This is a genomic window from Pseudoalteromonas sp. SWXJZ94C (assembly GCF_015864385.1).
Classification (GTDB): Bacteria; Pseudomonadota; Gammaproteobacteria; order Enterobacterales; family Alteromonadaceae; genus Pseudoalteromonas.
Window position 1 is genome coordinate 1 of sequence record NZ_JADYXF010000032.1, and the last position, 20,253, is coordinate 20,253.

The window sequence follows — 20,253 nt, forward strand, 5'->3', positions numbered from 1 at the left end:
CCGCCGTATACTTTTGCAAGTACGTTAGTGATTGCTGCAGTTAGTGTAGTTTTACCGTGGTCAACGTGGCCGATTGTACCAACGTTTACGTGCGGTTTTACGCGTTCAAACTTTTCTTTTGCCATCTTAAAAAATTCCTAATAAAGAAATTAAAGCCTGACTCACTATTGAGCCAGACAAGCTAAAATTATATAACAGCGCGAGCTGAAATTATTGTATCTGCAACATTTTTAGAGGCTTCAGCATACTTCACAAACTCCATAGAGTATGAGGCACGGCCTTGTGTTGCAGATCGTAAAGCAGTCGCATAACCAAACATTTCAGAAAGAGGAACTTGCGCATTAATTTGCTTAAGTCCACCTAATGCATCTTCCATGCCTTCGATTATGCCGCGGCGACGGTTTAAGTCGCCAACTACATCACCCATATTTGAATCAGGAGTGAGTACTTCAACCTTCATTACTGGCTCTAAAAGTACAGGGTTAGCTTTAAGCGCCCCATCTCTCATTGCCAGTGAACCTGCTATTTTAAATGCCATTTCATTCGAATCTACATCATGGAATGAACCATCATATAAAGTCGCTCTAACGCCAAGTAATGGGTAGCCTGCCAGTACACCTTGAGACATTTGCTCTTGGATACCTTTGTCTACCGCAGGGACGAATTCTTTAGGAACAGAACCACCTACGGTTTCGTTAACGAACTCGTAAATTGGTGACTCATCATCCGTAATATCCATCGGTTCAAGTTTAATCCAAACGTGACCATATTGACCACGACCACCTGACTGACGTATAAACTTCCCTTCAACTTTAACAGTTGAACGAATAGCTTCTCGGTATGAGACCTGCGGCTTACCAACGTTACATTCAACACTGAATTCACGTTTCATACGGTCGACGATGATATCAAGGTGAAGTTCACCCATACCAGAGATTATAATCTGGCCTGATTCTTCGTCAGTTTGTACGCGAAAAGAAGGATCTTCAGCAGCTAGTTTACCTAGCGCAATACCCATCTTATCTTGGTCAGCTATAGTGCGAGGCTCAACCGCAATAGAGATTACTGGTTCAGGGAATTCCATACGCTCAAGCGTAATAATAGAACTCGGATCACACAGTGTTTCACCTGTTGTTACGTCTTTAAGACCAATAGCTGCCGCGATGTCGCCTGCGAAAACTTCTTTGATCTCTTCACGAGAGTTTGAATGCATCTGTACGATACGGCCAAGTCGCTCACGCTTACTTTTTACTGGATTATATACCGTGTCACCCTGTTTAACAGTACCAGAGTAAACACGGAAAAAGGTCAAGGTGCCAACAAACGGGTCTGTTGCAATCTTAAATGCGAGTGCAGCAAACGGCGCTTTATCATTAGCAGGACGTTCTTCCTCAGTACCATTTTCTAAGATACCTTGGATTTGTTTCACTTGCTCTGGTGAGGGCATATATTCAACAACGCAATCAAGCACAGCTTGAACACCTTTGTTTTTAAATGCACTACCACAAGTAACTGGAACAATCTCATTCGCTAATGTTCGTTGACGCAAAGCATTTTTGATTTCTGCTTCGCTTAACTCTTCACCTTCTAAGTATTTATCCATTAGTTCATCTGTTGCTTCAGCAGCGCTTTCAACTAAATGAGAGCGCCATTCTTCAGCTAATTCCAGAAGATCTGCCGGTATTGCCTCATATGAAAAAGTCATACCCTGGTCCGCTTCGTTCCAGTTAATCATTTTCATTTTTATGAGGTCAATAACACCTTTAAAGTCGTCCTCAGCGCCTACAGGCAACTGAATTGGAACAGGCGTTGCTCCAAGACGAGATTTCACCTGGCTAACCACCGCTAAGAAGTCAGCGCCCGTGCGATCCATTTTATTTACGAAGATCATTCTCGGAACTTCGTATTTGTTCGCTTGACGCCAAACTGTCTCAGTTTGCGGCTGTACACCAGATGAAGCACAAAGAACAACTACCGCACCATCAAGTACGCGTAAAGAACGCTCTACTTCGATAGTGAAATCTACGTGTCCTGGAGTATCAATAATATTGATACGATGGGCGTCAAATTGAGCGTCCATCCCTTTCCAAAAACACGTTGTTGCAGCAGAAGTGATTGTGATACCACGCTCTTGTTCCTGCTCCATCCAATCCATAGTTGCAGCGCCATCATGTACTTCACCGATCTTATGAGAAAGACCCGTGTAGAACAGAACTCGTTCTGTTGTGGTGGTTTTGCCTGCATCTACGTGAGCAACAATACCTATATTACGATAGCGCTCAAGTGGAGTTGTACGTGCCATATGATCCTCTTAAAGGTTAAAGACAGATTACCAACGGTAATGAGCGAATGCTTTATTCGCTTCAGCCATACGGTGAACGTCTTCACGTTTCTTAACCGCAGTGCCTTTGTTGTCAGCAGCGTCAACGATTTCTTGAGCTAAACGTAAGCCCATAGATTTTTCGCCACGCTTACGTGCAGCGTCTACTAACCAACGCATACCTAATGCGTTACGACGAACTGGACGTACTTCAACTGGTACTTGATAAGTTGAACCACCAACACGGCGAGATTTAACTTCTACCTGTGGGCGGATGTTATCAAGTGCAGTTTCAAAGATTTCTAGGTGCGACTTGCCTGATTTCTCAGCAGCCACGTCTAGCGCACCATAAACAATTTTTTCAGCAGTAGATTTCTTGCCGTCTAACATCACGATGTTAACGAATTTAGCAAGAAGTTCCGATCCGAACTTAGGATCTGGAAGAATTTTACGTTGACCGATTACGCGTCTTCTAGGCATTTTGTATCTCCGGTTTATTCAGGTTTGCTCTTTCGAGTCAATCACCCAAAACAATAATTATAAATATTTAGTGCTTGGCCTTACTAACGGAAAACATTAGCCTTTAGGGCGTTTAGTACCGTATTTAGAACGAGCTTGACGACGGTCGCTAACGCCTGCACAGTCAAGTGCACCACGAACAGTGTGAAAACGCACACCTGGTAAATCTTTAACACGACCACCACGGATTAGGATTACACTATGCTCTTGAAGGTTATGACCTTCACCACCAATGTATGAAGTTACTTCGAAACCGTTAGTTAAACGTACACGAGCTACTTTACGTAACGCCGAGTTAGGTTTCTTAGGTGTAGTTGTATATACGCGAGTACATACACCGCGCTTTTGCGGACACGCTTTTAGTGCAGCTGAGTTACTTTTCGTAACCTTGCTACGGCGTGGCTTACGCACTAGCTGGTTAATAGTTGCCATTTAAATAGCTCCTGAAATTAAAATTACTACTGAAAAAAATAAAAAATCCGCCCTTTATTTACGAGCCTGCATTAAGCACACAAGTAAATGGGTGGCGGAATTTTAATGAGCAAAGTTTAACCTGTCAACCTAAACTAATAGTAAGACAGAAGATATCTGCCTTACTATCACTTAATCTATTGATTAAGAACAGTTTATTGATTTCCAGACAAATCAGCATTTAGAGCGTCAGTTAGTGCTTGAGTTGCCTCTTCTGCACTTACAGTTTGCTCTTCTACTACTACTTTGCTTTGTTTACGGCGAGCCATACGTTCTTGATGATACGCAAAACCGGTACCGGCTGGGATCAAACGACCCACAATTACGTTTTCTTTAAGACCGCGAAGTTCATCGCTCTTACCATTCACTGCCGCATCTGTAAGAACACGTGTTGTCTCTTGGAAAGACGCTGCAGAGATGAAAGATTCTGTTGCTAGTGATGCTTTTGTGATACCCATTAACTGGATTTCAAACTTAGCTGGTATCTTACCTTGTTTTTCAAGGTCACGGTTTGCGATATTAACGCGCGCCACTTCGATTTGTTCACCGGCTAAGAAGTCAGTATCACCGCCGTGCATAATGGTACATTTACGTAACATTTGACGGATAATTGTTTCAATGTGCTTGTCATTGATCTTAACGCCTTGCAAACGGTAAACCTCTTGCACTTCGTTAACGATGTAGTTAGCAACATGAGTCACACCACGTAGGCGTAAGATGTCATGCGGTGATTCAGGACCATCGGCGATAACTTCACCTTTAGACACTTGCTCACCTTCAAACACGTTAAGTTGACGCCACTTGTGGATCATCTCTTCGTAATGATCACCTTCTGGTGGAGTAATAACTAAACGCTTCTTACCTTTAGTCTCTTTACCGAAGCTAATTGTACCTGTGATTTCAGCTAAGATAGCTGGATCTTTTGGCTTACGAGCTTCAAATAAGTCGGCTACGCGTGGTAGACCACCCGTGATATCACGAGTTTTCGAACCTTCTTGTGGTATACGTGCAAGCACGTCACCAGGGTTTGCTGTAACGCCGTCAATCACTTCAATTGTAGTATATGAAGGTAGACGTGTTTCTTGCAGACCGCGCTCTTCACTTTCGATGATAAGCTTTGGTTCTTTCGTATTTACTTTAGCAAGGTCTTTTACAACTACACGGGTTAAACCGGTTAGTTCATCAGTCTGTGCTTCTGTATTTGAATCATCGATATCGCTAAACGATACTTTTGATTTATGCTCAAGAACGATTGGGTGACTATGCGGGTCCCAAGTAGCAACGATGTCGTTACCTTGAACTTCCGTATTGTCTTTAACTGTTAATACTGCACCGTAAGGCACTTTATAACGCTCTTTCTCACGACCATAACTATCAATGATAGTAATTTCCGTTGAACGAGAGGTAATAACAATCTTATCGTCTGTGTTAAGTACATACTTAGAGTTATGAAGTTTTAATGTACCGTTAGTTTTAACTTGTACATTATTTTCTGCAGACGCTCTAGATGCCGCACCACCGATGTGGAAAGTACGCATTGTTAACTGTGTACCTGGCTCACCGATTGACTGTGCTGCTATAACACCAACTGATTCACCCGCGTTGATGATATGACCACGTGCTAGGTCACGACCATAACAGTTAGCACAAACACCAAAGTCATTATCACAAGTGATAACAGAACGTACGCGAACTTCATCTACTGAATGCTCTTCTAAAAGGTCACACAGCTTTTCGTCAAGCATGATATTACGTTCAACAAGTACTGTATTAGTACCTGGAATCACAATATCTTCAGCAACAACACGACCTAGAACACGTTCACGAAGTGCTTCTACAACATCACCACCTTCAATAAGCGGTTTCATTGTTAAGCCATCTTCTGTGCCACAGTCATCTTCATTGATTACCAAATCTTGTGCAACGTCTACTAGACGACGCGTTAGGTAACCCGAGTTAGCTGTTTTAAGTGCTGTATCGGCAAGACCTTTACGCGCACCATGCGTTGAGATGAAGTACTGAAGTACGTTTAGACCTTCACGGAAGTTAGCTGTGATTGGCGTCTCGATGATTGAACCATCTGGACGTGCCATTAGACCACGCATACCCGCCAACTGACGAATCTGTGCAGCACTACCACGAGCACCTGAGTCGGCCATCATAAACACTGAGTTAAATGACGGTTGCTCTACTTCTTCACCTTGTGCATTGATAACTGTGTCTTTCGACAAGTTAGACATCATTTCACGTGATAAGTTTTCGTTTACGCGTGACCAGATATCGATAACTTTGTTGTACTTTTCACCAGCCGTTACAAGACCTGATTGGAATTGTTGGTTGATTTCAGTAACTTCAGCTTCAGCTGATTCAATTATCTGTGCTTTAACCGGTGGGATAACTAAGTCATCAATACCGATAGAAACACCTGACTTCATTGCATAATGGAAACCGGTGTACATAACTTGGTCAGCAAAGATAACTGTATCTTTAAGACCTAGACGACGGTAACACTCATTCAATAAGCCAGAAATCTGCTTTTTACCTAGCGGCTGGTTGATTGACGCAAACGGCATGCCTTTAGGTAAAATTAGAGACAGAATCGCACGACCAACAGTTGTATCGATAACAGTAATAGTATCTTCTACTACGCCGTCTTCGTTTTTAACTGATTGGCTAATACGTACTTTCACGATTGCGTGAAGGTCTGCATTACCACTACGGTATGCTTTTTCTGCTTCTTTTGGATCTTTAAATATCGCGCCTTCGCCTTTAGCGTTAATGCGGTCACGAGTCATGTAATAAAGACCCAATACAACATCCTGTGAAGGAACGATGATTGGCTCACCATTCGCAGGAGATAGAATGTTGTTTGTTGACATCATCAATGCACGAGCTTCAAGCTGCGCTTCGATTGTTAACGGTACGTGTACCGCCATTTGGTCACCATCGAAATCGGCGTTGTACGCCGCACATACTAATGGATGCAAATGAATCGCTTTACCTTCGATAAGCACAGGCTCAAACGCTTGGATACCCAAACGGTGAAGTGTTGGTGCACGGTTAAGTAATACTGGATGTTCACGAATTACTTCGTCAAGTACATCCCATACTTCCGGAACTTCACGTTCAACCATCTTCTTAGCAGCTTTGATTGTCGTAGCCATGCCGCGACGTTCTAGTTTGCCATAGATGAATGGTTTGAATAGCTCTAGCGCCATCTTCTTAGGAAGACCACATTGGTGAAGCTTAAGTGTAGGACCAACTGTGATTACAGAACGGCCTGAATAATCTACACGCTTACCAAGTAAGTTCTGACGGAAACGACCTTGCTTACCCTTGATCATATCAGCAAGAGATTTAAGAGGACGTTTATTAGAACCTGTAATTGCACGACCACGACGACCGTTATCAAGTAGCGCATCTACCGCTTCTTGTAACATACGTTTTTCGTTGCGTACAATAATGTCTGGTGCTGCTAAATCTAGTAGACGCTTAAGACGGTTATTACGGTTAATAACACGACGGTAAAGGTCATTTAGATCAGACGTCGCAAAACGACCACCGTCTAGAGGTACTAATGGGCGTAGATCAGGTGGCAATACTGGAAGTACTGTCATGATCATCCACTCAGGGTTATTACCTGATTGGTGGAACGATTCCATTAACTTAAGACGTTTAGTGATTTTTTTACGCTTAGTTTCAGAGTTAATTGTTGGTAACTCTTCACGCATTTCAGCAATTAATTGAGCAAGATCGAGTTCACGAAGCAAGTCTAAAACTGCTTCAGCACCCATCTTAGCTTCAAACTCATCACCATGCTCTTCTAGTGCATCTAGGTATTCTTCTTCACCAAGTAATTGACCACGCTCAAGCGTTGTCATACCCGGCTCAGTTACTACGAATGATTCGAAGTAAAGAACACGTTCAATATCACGAAGCGTCATATCTAGCATTAAGCCGATACGTGACGGTAATGATTTTAAAAACCATATGTGTGCAACTGGGCTCGCAAGGTCAATATGACCCATACGATCGCGTCGCACTTTAGTGAGTGTTACTTCAACGCCACACTTTTCACAGATCACACCACGGTGTTTAAGACGCTTATATTTACCACATAAGCATTCATAATCTTTCACTGGACCGAAAATACGGGCACAGAATAAGCCATCACGCTCAGGCTTGAAAGTACGGTAGTTAATAGTCTCAGGTTTCTTTACTTCACCGTATGACCATGAACGAACCATGTCTGGTGAAGCAAGACCAATGCGAATTGCATCGAATTCTTCGGTCTTATTTTGTTGCTTCAGAAACTTAAGTAAGTCTTTCACCTTAGCTCTCCTGTCGGAGTTAATCTTGAGGACGGGTATTCTCGTCCCTACATTCTATTCGGCCGTAACAGATGCTGCAGCGTTAACTGCAGCATCTAATTGGCTTAATTTTCTTCCAACTCGATGTTGATACCCAGTGAGCGGATTTCTTTCAACAATACGTTGAACGATTCTGGCATACCTGGTTCCATTTTATGGTTACCATCAACGATGTTTTTATACATCTTAGTACGACCGTTCACGTCATCCGATTTCACTGTTAGCATTTCTTGTAGAGTGTAAGCAGCACCGTAAGCTTCAAGTGCCCATACTTCCATCTCACCAAAACGCTGGCCACCGAACTGTGCTTTACCACCCAGCGGCTGCTGAGTAACAAGGCTGTAAGAACCAGTAGAACGTGCATGCATTTTATCATCAACTAAGTGATTCAATTTAAGCATGTACATGTAACCAACAGTTACTTGACGTTCAAACTGATCACCAGTACGGCCATCATAAAGTGTAACCTGACCACTACGTGGGTAGCCCGCAAGCTCAAGCATGTCTTTAATTTCGCTTTCTTTCGCGCCATCAAATGCAGGAGTAGCTATTGGTAAACCACCTTTTAAGTTTTCAGCCAAACGACGAATTTCGTCATCTGTGAAGCTAGCAATGTCTACAACTTGGCGAGATTCACCAATTTCGTATGCTTGCTTGATGAAGTCACGTAGCTCATGAAGCTCACGTTGCTCTTTCATCATTTCTTCAATGCGTTCACCGATACCACGTGCAGCTAGACCCATATGTGTTTCAAGGATCTGACCGATGTTCATACGCGATGGTACACCTAGTGGATTCAATACGATATCTACCGTACGACCTTTGTCATCGTAAGGCATATCTTCTACTGGTACGATAGTCGAGATAACACCTTTGTTACCATGACGACCCGCCATTTTGTCACCCGGTTGGATACGACGTCTAACAGCTAGGTATACTTTAACAATCTTAAGTACGCCTGGTGCTAAGTCATCACCTTGGGTAATTTTACGACGTTTGTTTTCAAACTTTTTATCGTATTCAGCTTTAAGCTCATCGTACTGTGCAGCTAATTGCTCAAGTTCAGCTTGCTTATCTTCTTCAGCAAGGCTTTGAGTAAGTAGTTTCTCAGCATTCAGCGATGTTAATTTGTCTTCTTCGAAGCCTGCATCAACAAGTAACTTGCGAGCACGTCCTAAAACGCCAGCTTCTAAAATACGGAACTCTTCATTGAAGTCTTTCTTCGCTTCGCGAAGCTGCATGTCTTCAACTTCTAACGCACGTTTGTCTTTTTCAACACCATCACGGGTGAAAACTTGTACGTCAATTACAGTACCAGTTACAGAGTTTGGTACACGTAAAGAGCTGTCTTTAACATCAGACGCTTTTTCGCCGAAGATAGCTCGCAGAAGCTTCTCTTCAGGTGTTAACTGTGTTTCGCCTTTAGGAGTTACTTTACCTACTAGAATATCGCCGCTCTTAACTTCAGCACCAATATAAACAACACCTGATTCATCAAGCTTGCCTAGCGCAGATTCACCCACATTCGGGATATCTGCAGTAATCTCTTCTGGACCTAATTTAGTATCACGGGCAACACACTGTAGCTCTTGAATATGGATAGTCGTTAGACGATCTTCTTCAACTACGCGCTCTGATAGCAAGATTGAATCTTCGAAGTTGTAACCGTTCCATGGCATGAATGCCACGCGCAGGTTTTGACCAAGGGCTAAATCACCTAAGTCAGTCGAAGGACCATCTGCTAACACGTCACCACGAGTAACCGGTTCGCCAACCATACAAGTTGGTTTTTGGTTAATACATGTATTTTGGTTAGAACGTGTGTATTTGGTTAAGTTGTAAATGTCGATGCCCGCTTCACCAGGAATGCGTTCTTCTTCATGTACATTAACAACGATGCGACTTGCGTCAGCATACATTACTTCACCACCACGTTTAGCAACGATAGTTACACCAGAATCTTTCGCTAGTGTTAACTCAATACCAGTACCTACTAACGGTTTGTCCGCTTTCAATGTTGGTACTGCTTGACGTTGCATGTTTGAACCCATCAATGCACGGTTAGCATCATCGTGTTCTAAGAACGGGATAAGTGCTGCCGCTACAGAGATCACCTGTTGTGGTGATACATCCATATATTGCTGATCCATACGACCCATAAAGGTAGATTCACCTTTGTGACGACATGGAATAAGTTCATCAACAAACTCATTGGTTTCAGTTAAGTTTGAATTCGCCTGTGCGATAACAAACTGACCTTCTTCAATGGCTGATAAATAATCAACTTCATCAGTTACAACACCGTCTACCACTTTGCGGTAAGGTGTTTCTAAGAAACCGTAGTCATTTGTACGTGCGTACGTAGACAACGAGTTAATTAGACCGATGTTTGGACCCTCAGGAGTCTCGATTGGACATACGCGACCATAGTGAGTTACGTGAACGTCACGTACTTCAAAGCCTGCGCGTTCACGAGTTAGACCGCCCGGACCTAATGCAGAGATACGACGTTTATGCGTAACTTCTGATAGCGGGTTATTTTGGTCCATAAACTGTGATAACTGAGACGAGCCGAAGAACTCTTTAACAGCTGCCGATATAGGCTTAGCGTTAATAAGATCTTGTGGCATTATTGCGTCAAGGTCACCTAAGCTTAAACGCTCACGTACAGCACGTTCTACACGTACTAGACCAACACGGAATTGGTTCTCAGCCATTTCGCCAACACTACGTATACGACGGTTGCCTAAGTGATCGATATCATCAACATCGCCTTGACCGTTACGAATAGCAATTAATACTTTCATAACAGACACGATGTCTTCTTTGCTTAATGTGCCTGGGCCTGTGTCTGTATCGTAACCAACACGGCTATTGAACTTCATACGACCTACAGTAGATAAGTCATAACGTTCTTCAGAGAAGAACAGGTTCTGGAATAAGGCTTCAGCCGCGTCTTTCGTCGGTGGCTCGCCTGGGCGCATCATGCGGTAAATTTCTACTAGTGCTTCTAAACGGCTGCTTGAAGAGTCAATGTTCAATGTATTTGACATGTAAGCACCGCTGTCCACTTCATTGATATATAACGTATCAATTTTAGTGTGACCTGCTTTAACCAATTCAGCCATTAGCTCAAGAGTTAATTCGTCATTCGCGTTAGCAATAACTTCACCCGTTGACTCGTCAACGTAGTTTTTAGCTATAACACGGCCAATAACATACTCATGTGGCACTTCTAATCGGTTAATGCCTTTCTTCTCGATGCTCTTGATGTGGCGAGCCGTAACACGACGACCGCTTTCAACAAATACTTCACCGTCTTCGCTCTTGATATCAAAAGCGGCAGTTTCACCACGTAAACGTGAAGGCACAAGTTCCATAAGAACTTTACCGTCCGCTACTTCAAACGTAGTATTATCGAAGAAGATTTCTAGGATTTGTTCACTAGAGTACTCAAGTGCACGTAGGATGATAGACGCCGGTAATTTACGACGACGATCTATACGTACATATAAGTTATCTTTTGCATCAAATTCGAAGTCTAACCATGAACCACGGTAAGGAATAACGCGTGCGTTATATAATACTTTACCTGATGAATGAGTTTTACCGCGGTCGTTATCAAAGAATACACCAGGGCTACGGTGTAGCTGAGAAACGATAACACGCTCTGTACCATTGATTACAAAGGTACCGGTATCTGTCATGAGCGGAATTTCGCCCATGTAAACTTCTTGCTCTTTAATGTCTTTAACTGTGCCTGGAGCTTCTTTGTCCATAACGATAAGGCGAAGTTTCACGCGAAGTGGAGCAGAATAAGTCACACCGCGAATTTGACATTCTTTTACATCGAAAACTGGCTCGCCAATACGGTAACTTACGTATTGAAGCTCAGAATTTCCCGAGTAGCTTTTAATTGGGAACACAGAACGGAAGGCAGCTTCCAAACCATGATCGCCATCAGCGTCCGGCACTAAGAATTTTTTAAACGATTCTAACTGTGTAGACAGTAAAAAAGGTATATCTAAAACTTGTGGACGTTTACCAAAATCCTTACGGATACGTTTCTTTTCAGAATAAGAGTAAGCCATGGGGTTCCTCAGCTTGCTGATCTTTGACCCGACCTGTTCTTGTAAGAACAGACTTAACTGGCAGCTATGCCAAGATTTTACAACATTCAATTGTTGCTCTAATTTAGCTCTCACTTTAACACTAGCAAACTATAAAGCGTTGAAAGTAAAGAAAAAAATCAGATTTTATTTGCGCTAAAAGAGTGGATCACTCTATAGCGCAAAAAGGCCGGTGATTAAATAATCACCAGCCCTTGCCTGATTTCTCAGGCAGCGAACTTAGCAAAAGCTAAATTACTTAACCTCAACTTCAGCACCAGCTTCAGTAAGATCTTTTGCAAGTGCTTCAGCTTCTTCTTTAGATACACCTTCTTTAACAGGTGTAGGAGCAGCTTCAACAAGAGCTTTCGCTTCTTTAAGGCCAAGGCCAGTTGCGCTACGAACAGCTTTGATTGCAGAAACCTTGTTAGCGCCAGCGCCAGTAAGGATTACGTCAAATTCTGTTTTCTCTTCAGCAGCTTCAGCAGCTGGACCAGCTACCATTGCAGCTGCAGCTGTTACGCCGAATTTTTCTTCCATTGCTTCAATAAGAGCAACAACGTCCATTACTGACATTTCAGCAATTGCGTCAAGGATTTGGTCTTTAGATACAGACATTACAAATTTCCTAATAATTAACGGACTTTAAGTCCAAATAAATTTTACACCGAAAGTGATTAAACAGCTTAAAATTAAGCAGCTTGCTCTTCTTTCTGTAGACGTACTGCTTCAATTGTTTTACACAATTTGCCAGCAGACGCTTCTTTCATAGCACTCATTAAGCGTGCAACAGCTTCATCGTATGTAGGTAATGTAGCAAGCATTGCTGCATCAACAACATTTCCTTCAAAAGCGGCCGTTTTAAGCTCGAATTTCTCATTCTTTTTCGCGAAATCTGAAAAGATACGCGCAGCAGCACCTGGATGCTCTGATGAGAAAGCGATTAAGCTTGGACCAACAAATGAATCAGAAAGACACTCAAAATCTGTTCCTTCAAGAGCACGTTTTGCTAGAGTGTTACGGACAACTTTCATCCAAACACCATTTGCACGAGCTTCTTTACGAAGGGCAGTAATTGCGCCAACTGTTACACCACGAGAATCTGCAACAACTGCAGATAGAGCACCATTGGCTGCTTCGTTGACTTCAGCAACTATTGCTTTTTTGCCTTGAAGATTTAAAGCCATGGGTGTTACTCCTGGTTTAATGGGGGTACCGATTATCGGTTTCCCCGGTTCTACTCTTCCCTACCAAACAAGGTAGAGATGCTTTTTACGGCGAGAGCCAGAAGGATTAGGAAAAATCTATCTGGGGTCTACACCGTCTACGTAGGTGAATATTAAGGCCGAAGCCACCTACGGTCTTGGACGGAAGCCTAATTTATCGTTTTACCCTAAGGTGCAACGAAATTATAGACTTCAACCCGAATTCTTTACTTTGCCAATTAATAAATTAATCAACAAAATGGCGCGAAATTATAGTACAAATTTCACGCCATGTAAACACTAAATTAAGCTACAGTTGTGCTTAAAGTGCCTTGGTCAACAGAAACACCTGCGCCCATTGTTGTAGAGATAGTTACTTTCTTCAAGTAAATACCTTTAGCTTGAGAAGGCTTAGCCTTCTTAAGTGCAACAATTAGTGACTCAAGATTTTGTTGAAGCTGCTCAGCTGTGAAATCAACCTTACCAATAGTAGTATGGATGATGCCATTCTTGTCATTACGGTAACGTACTTGACCAGCTTTAGCATTTTTAACTGCTTCTGCAACGTTAGGCGTTACAGTACCAGTTTTAGGGTTTGGCATTAGACCACGTGGACCTAAGATTTGACCTAGTTGACCAACAACACGCATAGCGTCTGGTGATGCAACAACAACGTCAAAATTCATCTCGCCTTTTTTAACTAGCTCAGCAAGATCTTCCATGCCTACTAATTCAGCACCGGCTTCTTTTGCAGCTTCTGCATTAGCGCCTTGAGTGAATACAGCAACACGAACGTCACGACCAGTACCGTTAGGTAGTACAGTAGCACCACGAACGTTTTGATCAGATTTACGAGCATCGATACCAAGGTTAACAGCAACGTCAACACTTTCTACGAATTTAGCTGTCGCTAACTCTTTTAAAAGAGCAATTGCTTCATTGATCTCGTAATCTTTTGTTACTTCCACTTTTTCGCGGATAGTACGCATACGTTTAGTTAATTTAGCCATTTCTTAGTCCTCTACGTTCAAGCCCATCGCACGCGCAGAACCTGCGATAGTGCGAACCGCAGCGTCCATATCAGCCGCTGTAAGGTCAGCTCGTTTTGTCTCAACAATCTCTTCAAGTTGAGCACGAGTTACTGTGCCTACTTTATCAGTGTTAGGACGGCCTGAGCCTGATTTGATACCAGCTGCTTTCTTAAGTAAGTAAGCTGCAGGTGGTGTTTTCATATCGAACGTAAAAGAACGGTCGCCGTAAACAGAGATCACTACAGGAACTGGAGCGCCTTTTTCGATAGATTCTGTACGTGCGTTAAACGCTTTACAGAATTCCATGATGTTTACACCGTGTTGTCCTAGTGCTGGACCAACTGGAGGACTAGGATTAGCCATACCAGCGGCAACTTGTAGCTTTATTAGAGCTTCAACTTTTTTAGCCATTATAAATACCTCATTAGGTGGGTCTTAGCCTTGTGCGCGCGAGGACGCGTACTCTAGCGGCTTCCCAGTTTAAAAATTGGTTTCGTACTTTTTGTAAAGTAAAAATAAATTTACCTTAATACAAAAAGGCCGTTGATTATAAGATAATCAACGGCCTTTTTCAAGCTTCATGCCAATATTTACTAAAATATTAGCGAAGCTTTTTTAATCAATTACTTATCTTGCTCAACTTGACCAAATTCAAGTTCAACTGGTGTAGAACGACCAAAAATAAGTACAGATACTTTTACGCGGCTCTTTTCGTAGTCAACTTCTTCAACTACGCCACTAAAGTCTGCAAATGGTCCATCTGTAACACGTACAACTTCACCTGGTTCAAACAATGTAGCAGGTTTAGGCGCTTCAGCATTTTCTTGTAGACGGTTAAGAATACGTTCTGCTTCTTTAGGGCTAATTGGAGCAGGACGATCAGACGTACCACCAATAAAGCCCATTACGCGTTCAGTGCTGTTCACTAAGTGCCAGCTCTTATCGTTCATATCCATTTGTACTAATACATAACCTGGGAAGAATTTACGCTCAGATTTACGCTTTTGACCAGCGCGCATCTCAACAACTTCTTCAGTTGGTACTAGTATCTCACCAAAGCTCGCTTCAAGACCTTCGATTTTGATATGTTCGACTAATGTTTGTGCTACACGCTTTTCGTAACCAGAAAAAGCTTGTACTACATACCAGCGTAATTTAATTTCGTTATTCTCATCCGACATGGGATCAGATCTCCAATCCAGTTAAAAAGCCAACAGCGCGAAATAAAATGCCATCTAATCCCCAAAGGATAAGTGCCATAATCACCGTTGCAACCATTACAATTAATGTCGTGTGGGTAGTTTCTTGACGCGTTGGCCAAATAACTTTGCGTACTTCAATTCGAGCTTCTTTAGCAAAAGCAAGAAAGTTACGTCCCTTAAAGGTTTGCGAGGCAATTGCTAATCCAGCCGCTATTGCAACAACAACGCCGATAGCACGTAGCAATACAGACTGATCTGCATACATATGATTACCAACAACTGCGCCTGCAAGTAGCGCGATTGCTACTAACCACTTTACTGACTCCATCGCACTTGATGGTGTTTCTACATTCGTGCTCATAATATTATTACCTTAACTACAGACACAACAACCCTACACTACGGCAGGGTTAATCCATTAAAATCTAAACTTAAAAACAGACTTAATTTAAACCGGTTTTTAATCTCAGACTACTCAAATTCTAAGTAAAACTGGCAGGGGCGGAGAGACTCGAACTCCCAACCATCGGTTTTGGAGACCGCTGTTCTACCAATTGGAACTACGCCCCTGCAAAGTGGATGCCTATTATACTTACGCAAGCCATTAACACAAGCCTAAAAGGTACCCGTAATGCAAAATCTCTGTAAACAATTAAGAGCTTGATATTAAAAAGCCTTAATTGGCCCCTTTAACAATTGGCACGCCGTTGTTTCCAACCGGAATATACACTGTTGTATGATTAGGTGACGATGCCATTATTATTTGTGCATTAATCGCTTCATGTTGAATATAATTAGCCGTTAGCGTCGCATTAATTATTTTTTGAGCTTGAGCAATACCTTTAGCTTCTTCTACCCTAATTTCAGCGTCTTTTCGGGCTATTTCTTTTTGTGTTTCTTTTTCTGCCAATAACTGCTGAGCGGCTAGTTTTTTCTCAACTGCATTAGCAACAATATCGGGGTAATTAATATTACCAACGACAACATTTGCTAGCTTAAATGGAGTGGTCGATAAATAACCTTGCAGGCGCAGAGTCACTTCTTTTGCTATTTTCTCGCGATTTGTTTTAAGCTCGCCACTATCGTATTTTTGTACTGTATCACGCACATATGTTCTAAATGTTTCACGTACAAAACGCTTATACCAATTTTCGGCGCCATATTCTTCCACAACAGTTCTAACTGACCCACTTTCAATCGCAATTACTGCATGAAAATCAAATTTAATATTTAAATCATCATTAGCAAGTATTCTAAATGTCTCGGTGTATGTATTAGGTCGCATATCTATGTTCACTACTTCATTACGCAATAGCGACATACCATAATTAGATGGACCTTTCATTGTTCCTTGATAACCGCCCTCACCAAATACACGCGGCTTTTCGAATACGTAGCCTTCCTCTCCCGCAGGAGTACTTGGGTTAGTGCATGCCGTTAAGCTAAAGCCAACCACAGCAATTACTAAAACACCTTTAAATAAATTATTAAACAGTGTTTGTGTTCCTGAATTTCTCATTCTCATTATTCGTTCTCTATTTGCTCTTTAGTGTTTTATATACGTCACTTAATAAGCTTGATGCACCAAATCTAAAGGTATCAGCGTGTAAGTAATCATTGCCCATTATTGAACGCGTAAGTGCTAGATAGTCTGTTGCATCAGCAACTGTTTTAACCCCTCCCGCTGCTTTAAAACCAATTAACTTACCTGATTTTTTAATTGTATTTAGCATTATTTTTGTCGACTCAAGGGTCGCATTAATAGCAACTTTACCCGTACTCGTTTTAACAAAGTCAGCACCACCTTTAATTGCCAAGGCAGTTGCTTGCGCTATTAGTGTCTGTGTTTTGAGCTCGCCACTTTCTATAATTACCTTAAGCCGTGCACGTGTACCACATGCCTTTTTACTCTCGCTAACGTATTCAAGCACCATGCGCTCATCGCCAGCAATTAATGCTTTATATGGAATTACTAAGTCTATTTCATCAGCACCACGCTCTATTGCTATAAGCGTTTCGTTAATTACATCACTTAAAGGAGCATCCCCTAACGGGAAATTAGTAACCGTGGCAACTTTTACATGGCTTAGTTCTCGTGCCGCTAATGCAATTTTAGCGTCATCAACAAAACCACTATAAACACATACAGCAGCAGGAGTGCCCAATACTGGATCAATGCTGTTAACTAAAGCCTCAATAGTTGCTTTGCTATCGTCGTCATTTAAACTGGTTAAATCCATTAACGTGACCGTTAAAACCGCATTTTTTTGTTGTTCAGACATTTAAACTCCATCATTTACTATGTGCAAAGTTACATAGCCCCATATTAACAAATTAAAATAAACTCGCTATAGCTCATAACCAAACACTATAAGCTTACTATTCACTTGCAATTATGTGTAAAGCCTTATTAAATAAGCCTTAGGTCTAAAAATAGCAGCAGTTATAACCTTTGGTTATATTAACTTGGTTTTAATTATTTTTTACTTATTGATAGCCACTATATTCTGCTTACTAGGTTAACGTGTTTTTTTATTTGAATTTGTTTAGGGGTGTTATAAACGTGCAGTATTTACCTATCTTTACCAAACTCGACAACAAACCAGTATTGGTTGTTGGCGGTGGAGAGGTCGCATTACGCAAATGTCGCGCGTTTTTAAAAGCCCGTGCAAACGTAACTTTAGTCGCACCTTGGTTTTGTGATGAACTAAAAGAACACGCACACAATAATGAAGTCACACTTATTGATGCCTACTTCGATGAATCACATCTCGACGGTAAAATGCTGGTTATTGCCGCAACTGACCGCGATGAGGTAAACAACAATGTGTTTGAACTTGCCAACGCGCGTAATGTGTTTGTAAACGTGGTTGATGATCAACCTAAATGTACGTTTATATTCCCTTCAATTGTTGACCGCGACCCAATTACTATTGCTATATCGAGCGCAGGCACCGCGCCGGTACTGGCACGCCGCTTACGTGAAAAACTTGAAACCCTTATTCCACAACATATAGGTCCACTTGCTACGTTAGTTGGCGGGTTTAGAAATAAAGTAAAACAACGCTTTAAACATTTTTCAGACCGTCGTCAATTTTGGGAAGGCGTTTTCGACTCATCCGTTGTAAGTAAAGTACAAACAGGCGATACAAAAGCCGCAGAGCAACAACTTGAGCAAATGCTAGATGCTAAAGCTGAGCCAGAAGGCGAAGTGTATGTTGTTGGTGCGGGTCCTGGCGACCCAGAGCTTTTAACACTTAAAGCCTTGCAACTTATGCAGCAAGCCGACGTAGTCGTTTATGATTTTTTAGTGTCTGACGAAATAATGGAACTGGTACGCCGTGACGCCGATCTTATTTGCGTAGGCAAACGTTTGGGCGATCATAGCGTTGTCCAAGAAGATACCAACCAAATGCTGGTCGACCTTGCCAAACAAGGCAAAAAAGTATGTCGAATTAAAGGCGGCGACCCATTTATTTATGGTCGTGGCGGTGAAGAAGTACAAGTATTAGCAGCCAACAATGTAAATTATCAAATTGTGCCAGGTATAACAGCTGCCGCTGGTTGTAGCGCTTACGCGGGTATTCCGCTAACGCATCGCGACCACGCACAAGCTATTCAGTTTGTAACTGGTCACTGTAAAAAAGACGGTCAAGAACTTGATTGGCAGTCACTGGCTAAAGCCAATCAAACGCTTGCTATTTATATGGGCGTAATTAAATCGCCACATATACAAGCTGAGCTTTTAAAGCATGGTCGCAAAGCCGATACACCCGTAGCGGTTATTGAAAATGGCACACGTAAAAATCAACGCGTAGTAACAGGCCATTTAGGTGAACTTGCTGACTTAATTGAACGCAACAATATTATATCGCCAGCATTACTTATTATTGGTGAAGTAGCCGCCCTACACTCGCAATTAGCTTGGTTTGGGCAAAACGAGCAAACAAGTAGCTTTGCACAACCACTAACTGATGTATCAAATACCTAACCAGTACCTAATCAAAAAATACGCTAAAACACTTTTAATCTGAACTTTGAATAATAAACCAATTAAGCAAAGTTCAGATTAATTAAACAGCAAAATAGCAGTTCCATTCATTAAAAAGACAAACCTGCATATAAAATAACTAAAAATAATTTAGATAGAAGTAAAACCAGCTAGACCAATCGCTTACTCAACTGATAACGTATCTAAAACAAAAGCACATAATATAGGTTAACCCCATGAACCAAACCGAACTGCTAGAAGAAACCCTAATACTTGCCCGCAAAGCAGGCCAAGCCATAATGGGTATTTACGAAAAAGATTTTAACGTTGAATACAAAGCTGATGAAAGCCCTGTAACCGACGCCGATTTAGCAGCTCATAAAATAATTATTGCTGGGCTGCATCAGCTCACTCCCGACATTCCTGTATTAAGTGAAGAAAGTGCTGATATAAGCTGGGATGTACGCCAAACATGGAAAAGCTACTGGTTAGTCGACCCAATCGACGGCACTAAGGAGTTTATTAAAAAGAATGGTGAATTTACCGTAAATATAGCTTTAATCGAAAACGGTATTCCTATCTTAGCCGTAGTTGATGCTCCCGCTCTTGGCGTATCGTACATAGCCGCAGAGGCTATTGGTGCATTTAAAGATAAAGGCGATGAGCGAATAGAGCTTAAGGTAACGACCAAGCCTAACAAAGGGTTAATACGTGTTGTAGGCAGTCGCTCGCACCCATCACCCGATTTAGCCGAGTTTGTAAAACGCTTTGACGATGTTGAAATGGTGTCAAAAGGCAGCTCACTAAAACTATGTTTAGTCGCCGAAGGTAGCGCCGATATTTACCCGCGCTTAGGTCCAACCTGCGAATGGGATACCGGTGCAGGCCATGCTATTGCCGAAATAGCCGGTGCTAAAGTCACCCAACTTGATGGCAGCCCGCTAATTTATAACACCAAAGATGAATACTTAAACCCGTATTTTGTGGTGAGTGCGATAGAAGAGTAAGGGCCTAGAGCTGCGAGCCTTAAGCCAA

General features: G+C 42.1%; 16 protein-coding genes and 1 tRNA gene. 2 read left to right on the plus strand and 15 right to left on the minus strand.

The genetic code is table 11. The features are described 5' to 3' along the window. From I6F65_RS14155 to deoC, 15 genes are all read right to left on the minus strand, one after another. Nucleotides 1-125 (minus strand): GTP-binding protein (locus I6F65_RS14155; RefSeq protein WP_033023824.1); only part of this gene is annotated, 125 nt, incomplete at its 3' end. A 62-nt stretch (nucleotides 126-187) separates the two neighbouring features. After that, a complete protein-coding gene (gene fusA, locus I6F65_RS14160) occupies nucleotides 188-2,302 on the minus strand; it encodes an elongation factor G (RefSeq protein WP_166109339.1) in 2,115 nt (704 codons plus the stop codon). Between the two features lie 27 nt (nucleotides 2,303-2,329). After that, nucleotides 2,330-2,800 (minus strand): 30S ribosomal protein S7, encoded by a 471-nt coding sequence (gene rpsG, locus I6F65_RS14165; protein WP_010392135.1) that lies wholly within the window; start codon nucleotides 2,798-2,800, stop codon nucleotides 2,330-2,332. 96 nt (nucleotides 2,801-2,896) lie between these two features. After that, nucleotides 2,897-3,271, minus strand: coding sequence for a 30S ribosomal protein S12 (gene rpsL, locus I6F65_RS14170; RefSeq protein WP_008165517.1), 375 nt, complete (start codon nucleotides 3,269-3,271; stop codon nucleotides 2,897-2,899). Between the two features lie 194 nt (nucleotides 3,272-3,465). Next, the gene (gene rpoC, locus I6F65_RS14175; protein ID WP_166109340.1) at nucleotides 3,466-7,641 is read right to left on the minus strand and encodes a DNA-directed RNA polymerase subunit beta'; all 4,176 of its coding nucleotides are present in this window, start codon (nucleotides 7,639-7,641) and stop codon (nucleotides 3,466-3,468) included. A gap of 104 nt (nucleotides 7,642-7,745) precedes the next feature. Further along, a complete protein-coding gene (gene rpoB / locus I6F65_RS14180; RefSeq protein ID WP_024610768.1) occupies nucleotides 7,746-11,771 on the minus strand; it encodes a DNA-directed RNA polymerase subunit beta in 4,026 nt (1,341 codons plus the stop codon). A gap of 273 nt (nucleotides 11,772-12,044) precedes the next feature. Further along, nucleotides 12,045-12,407, minus strand: coding sequence for a 50S ribosomal protein L7/L12 (gene rplL / locus I6F65_RS14185; RefSeq protein ID WP_002958882.1), 363 nt, complete (start codon nucleotides 12,405-12,407; stop codon nucleotides 12,045-12,047). Between the two features lie 74 nt (nucleotides 12,408-12,481). Next, nucleotides 12,482-12,976, minus strand: a complete 495-nt coding sequence (rplJ, locus tag I6F65_RS14190; protein WP_024610769.1) for a 50S ribosomal protein L10 — start codon at nucleotides 12,974-12,976, stop codon at nucleotides 12,482-12,484. 323 nt (nucleotides 12,977-13,299) lie between these two features. After that, nucleotides 13,300-14,004 (minus strand): 50S ribosomal protein L1, encoded by a 705-nt coding sequence (gene rplA / locus I6F65_RS14195; RefSeq protein WP_024610770.1) that lies wholly within the window; start codon nucleotides 14,002-14,004, stop codon nucleotides 13,300-13,302. A 3-nt stretch (nucleotides 14,005-14,007) separates the two neighbouring features. Continuing rightward, nucleotides 14,008-14,436, minus strand: coding sequence for a 50S ribosomal protein L11 (gene rplK, locus I6F65_RS14200; RefSeq protein WP_024610771.1), 429 nt, complete (start codon nucleotides 14,434-14,436; stop codon nucleotides 14,008-14,010). Nucleotides 14,437-14,648: 212 nt separating this feature from the next. Then, complete coding sequence (nusG, locus tag I6F65_RS14205) at nucleotides 14,649-15,206, minus strand: transcription termination/antitermination protein NusG (RefSeq protein ID WP_024610772.1); 558 nt, start codon at nucleotides 15,204-15,206, stop codon at nucleotides 14,649-14,651. Nucleotides 15,207-15,210: 4 nt separating this feature from the next. Continuing rightward, entirely contained in the window at nucleotides 15,211-15,588 is a 378-nt protein-coding gene (gene secE / locus I6F65_RS14210; RefSeq protein WP_002958877.1) for a preprotein translocase subunit SecE, read from the minus strand. A 132-nt stretch (nucleotides 15,589-15,720) separates the two neighbouring features. Then, nucleotides 15,721-15,797, minus strand: a tRNA-Trp gene (locus I6F65_RS14215). A 106-nt stretch (nucleotides 15,798-15,903) separates the two neighbouring features. Further along, the gene (locus tag I6F65_RS14220) at nucleotides 15,904-16,752 is read right to left on the minus strand and encodes an SPFH domain-containing protein (RefSeq protein ID WP_166109342.1); all 849 of its coding nucleotides are present in this window, start codon (nucleotides 16,750-16,752) and stop codon (nucleotides 15,904-15,906) included. Between the two features lie 10 nt (nucleotides 16,753-16,762). After that, on the minus strand, nucleotides 16,763-17,509 hold the full coding sequence (gene deoC, locus I6F65_RS14225) for a deoxyribose-phosphate aldolase (protein ID WP_197113480.1): 747 nt from the start codon (nucleotides 17,507-17,509) through the stop codon (nucleotides 16,763-16,765). A gap of 281 nt (nucleotides 17,510-17,790) precedes the next feature. On the opposite strand from deoC, the gene cysG reads away from it, so the two are divergent. Together cysG and cysQ are read left to right on the plus strand one after the other, a co-directional pair. Beyond that, nucleotides 17,791-19,218, plus strand: coding sequence for a siroheme synthase CysG (cysG, locus tag I6F65_RS14230; protein ID WP_197113484.1), 1,428 nt, complete (start codon nucleotides 17,791-17,793; stop codon nucleotides 19,216-19,218). Nucleotides 19,219-19,454: 236 nt separating this feature from the next. Continuing rightward, complete coding sequence (gene cysQ, locus I6F65_RS14235) at nucleotides 19,455-20,225, plus strand: 3'(2'),5'-bisphosphate nucleotidase CysQ (RefSeq protein ID WP_166109345.1); 771 nt, start codon at nucleotides 19,455-19,457, stop codon at nucleotides 20,223-20,225. Nucleotides 20,226-20,253 lie beyond the last annotated feature (28 nt).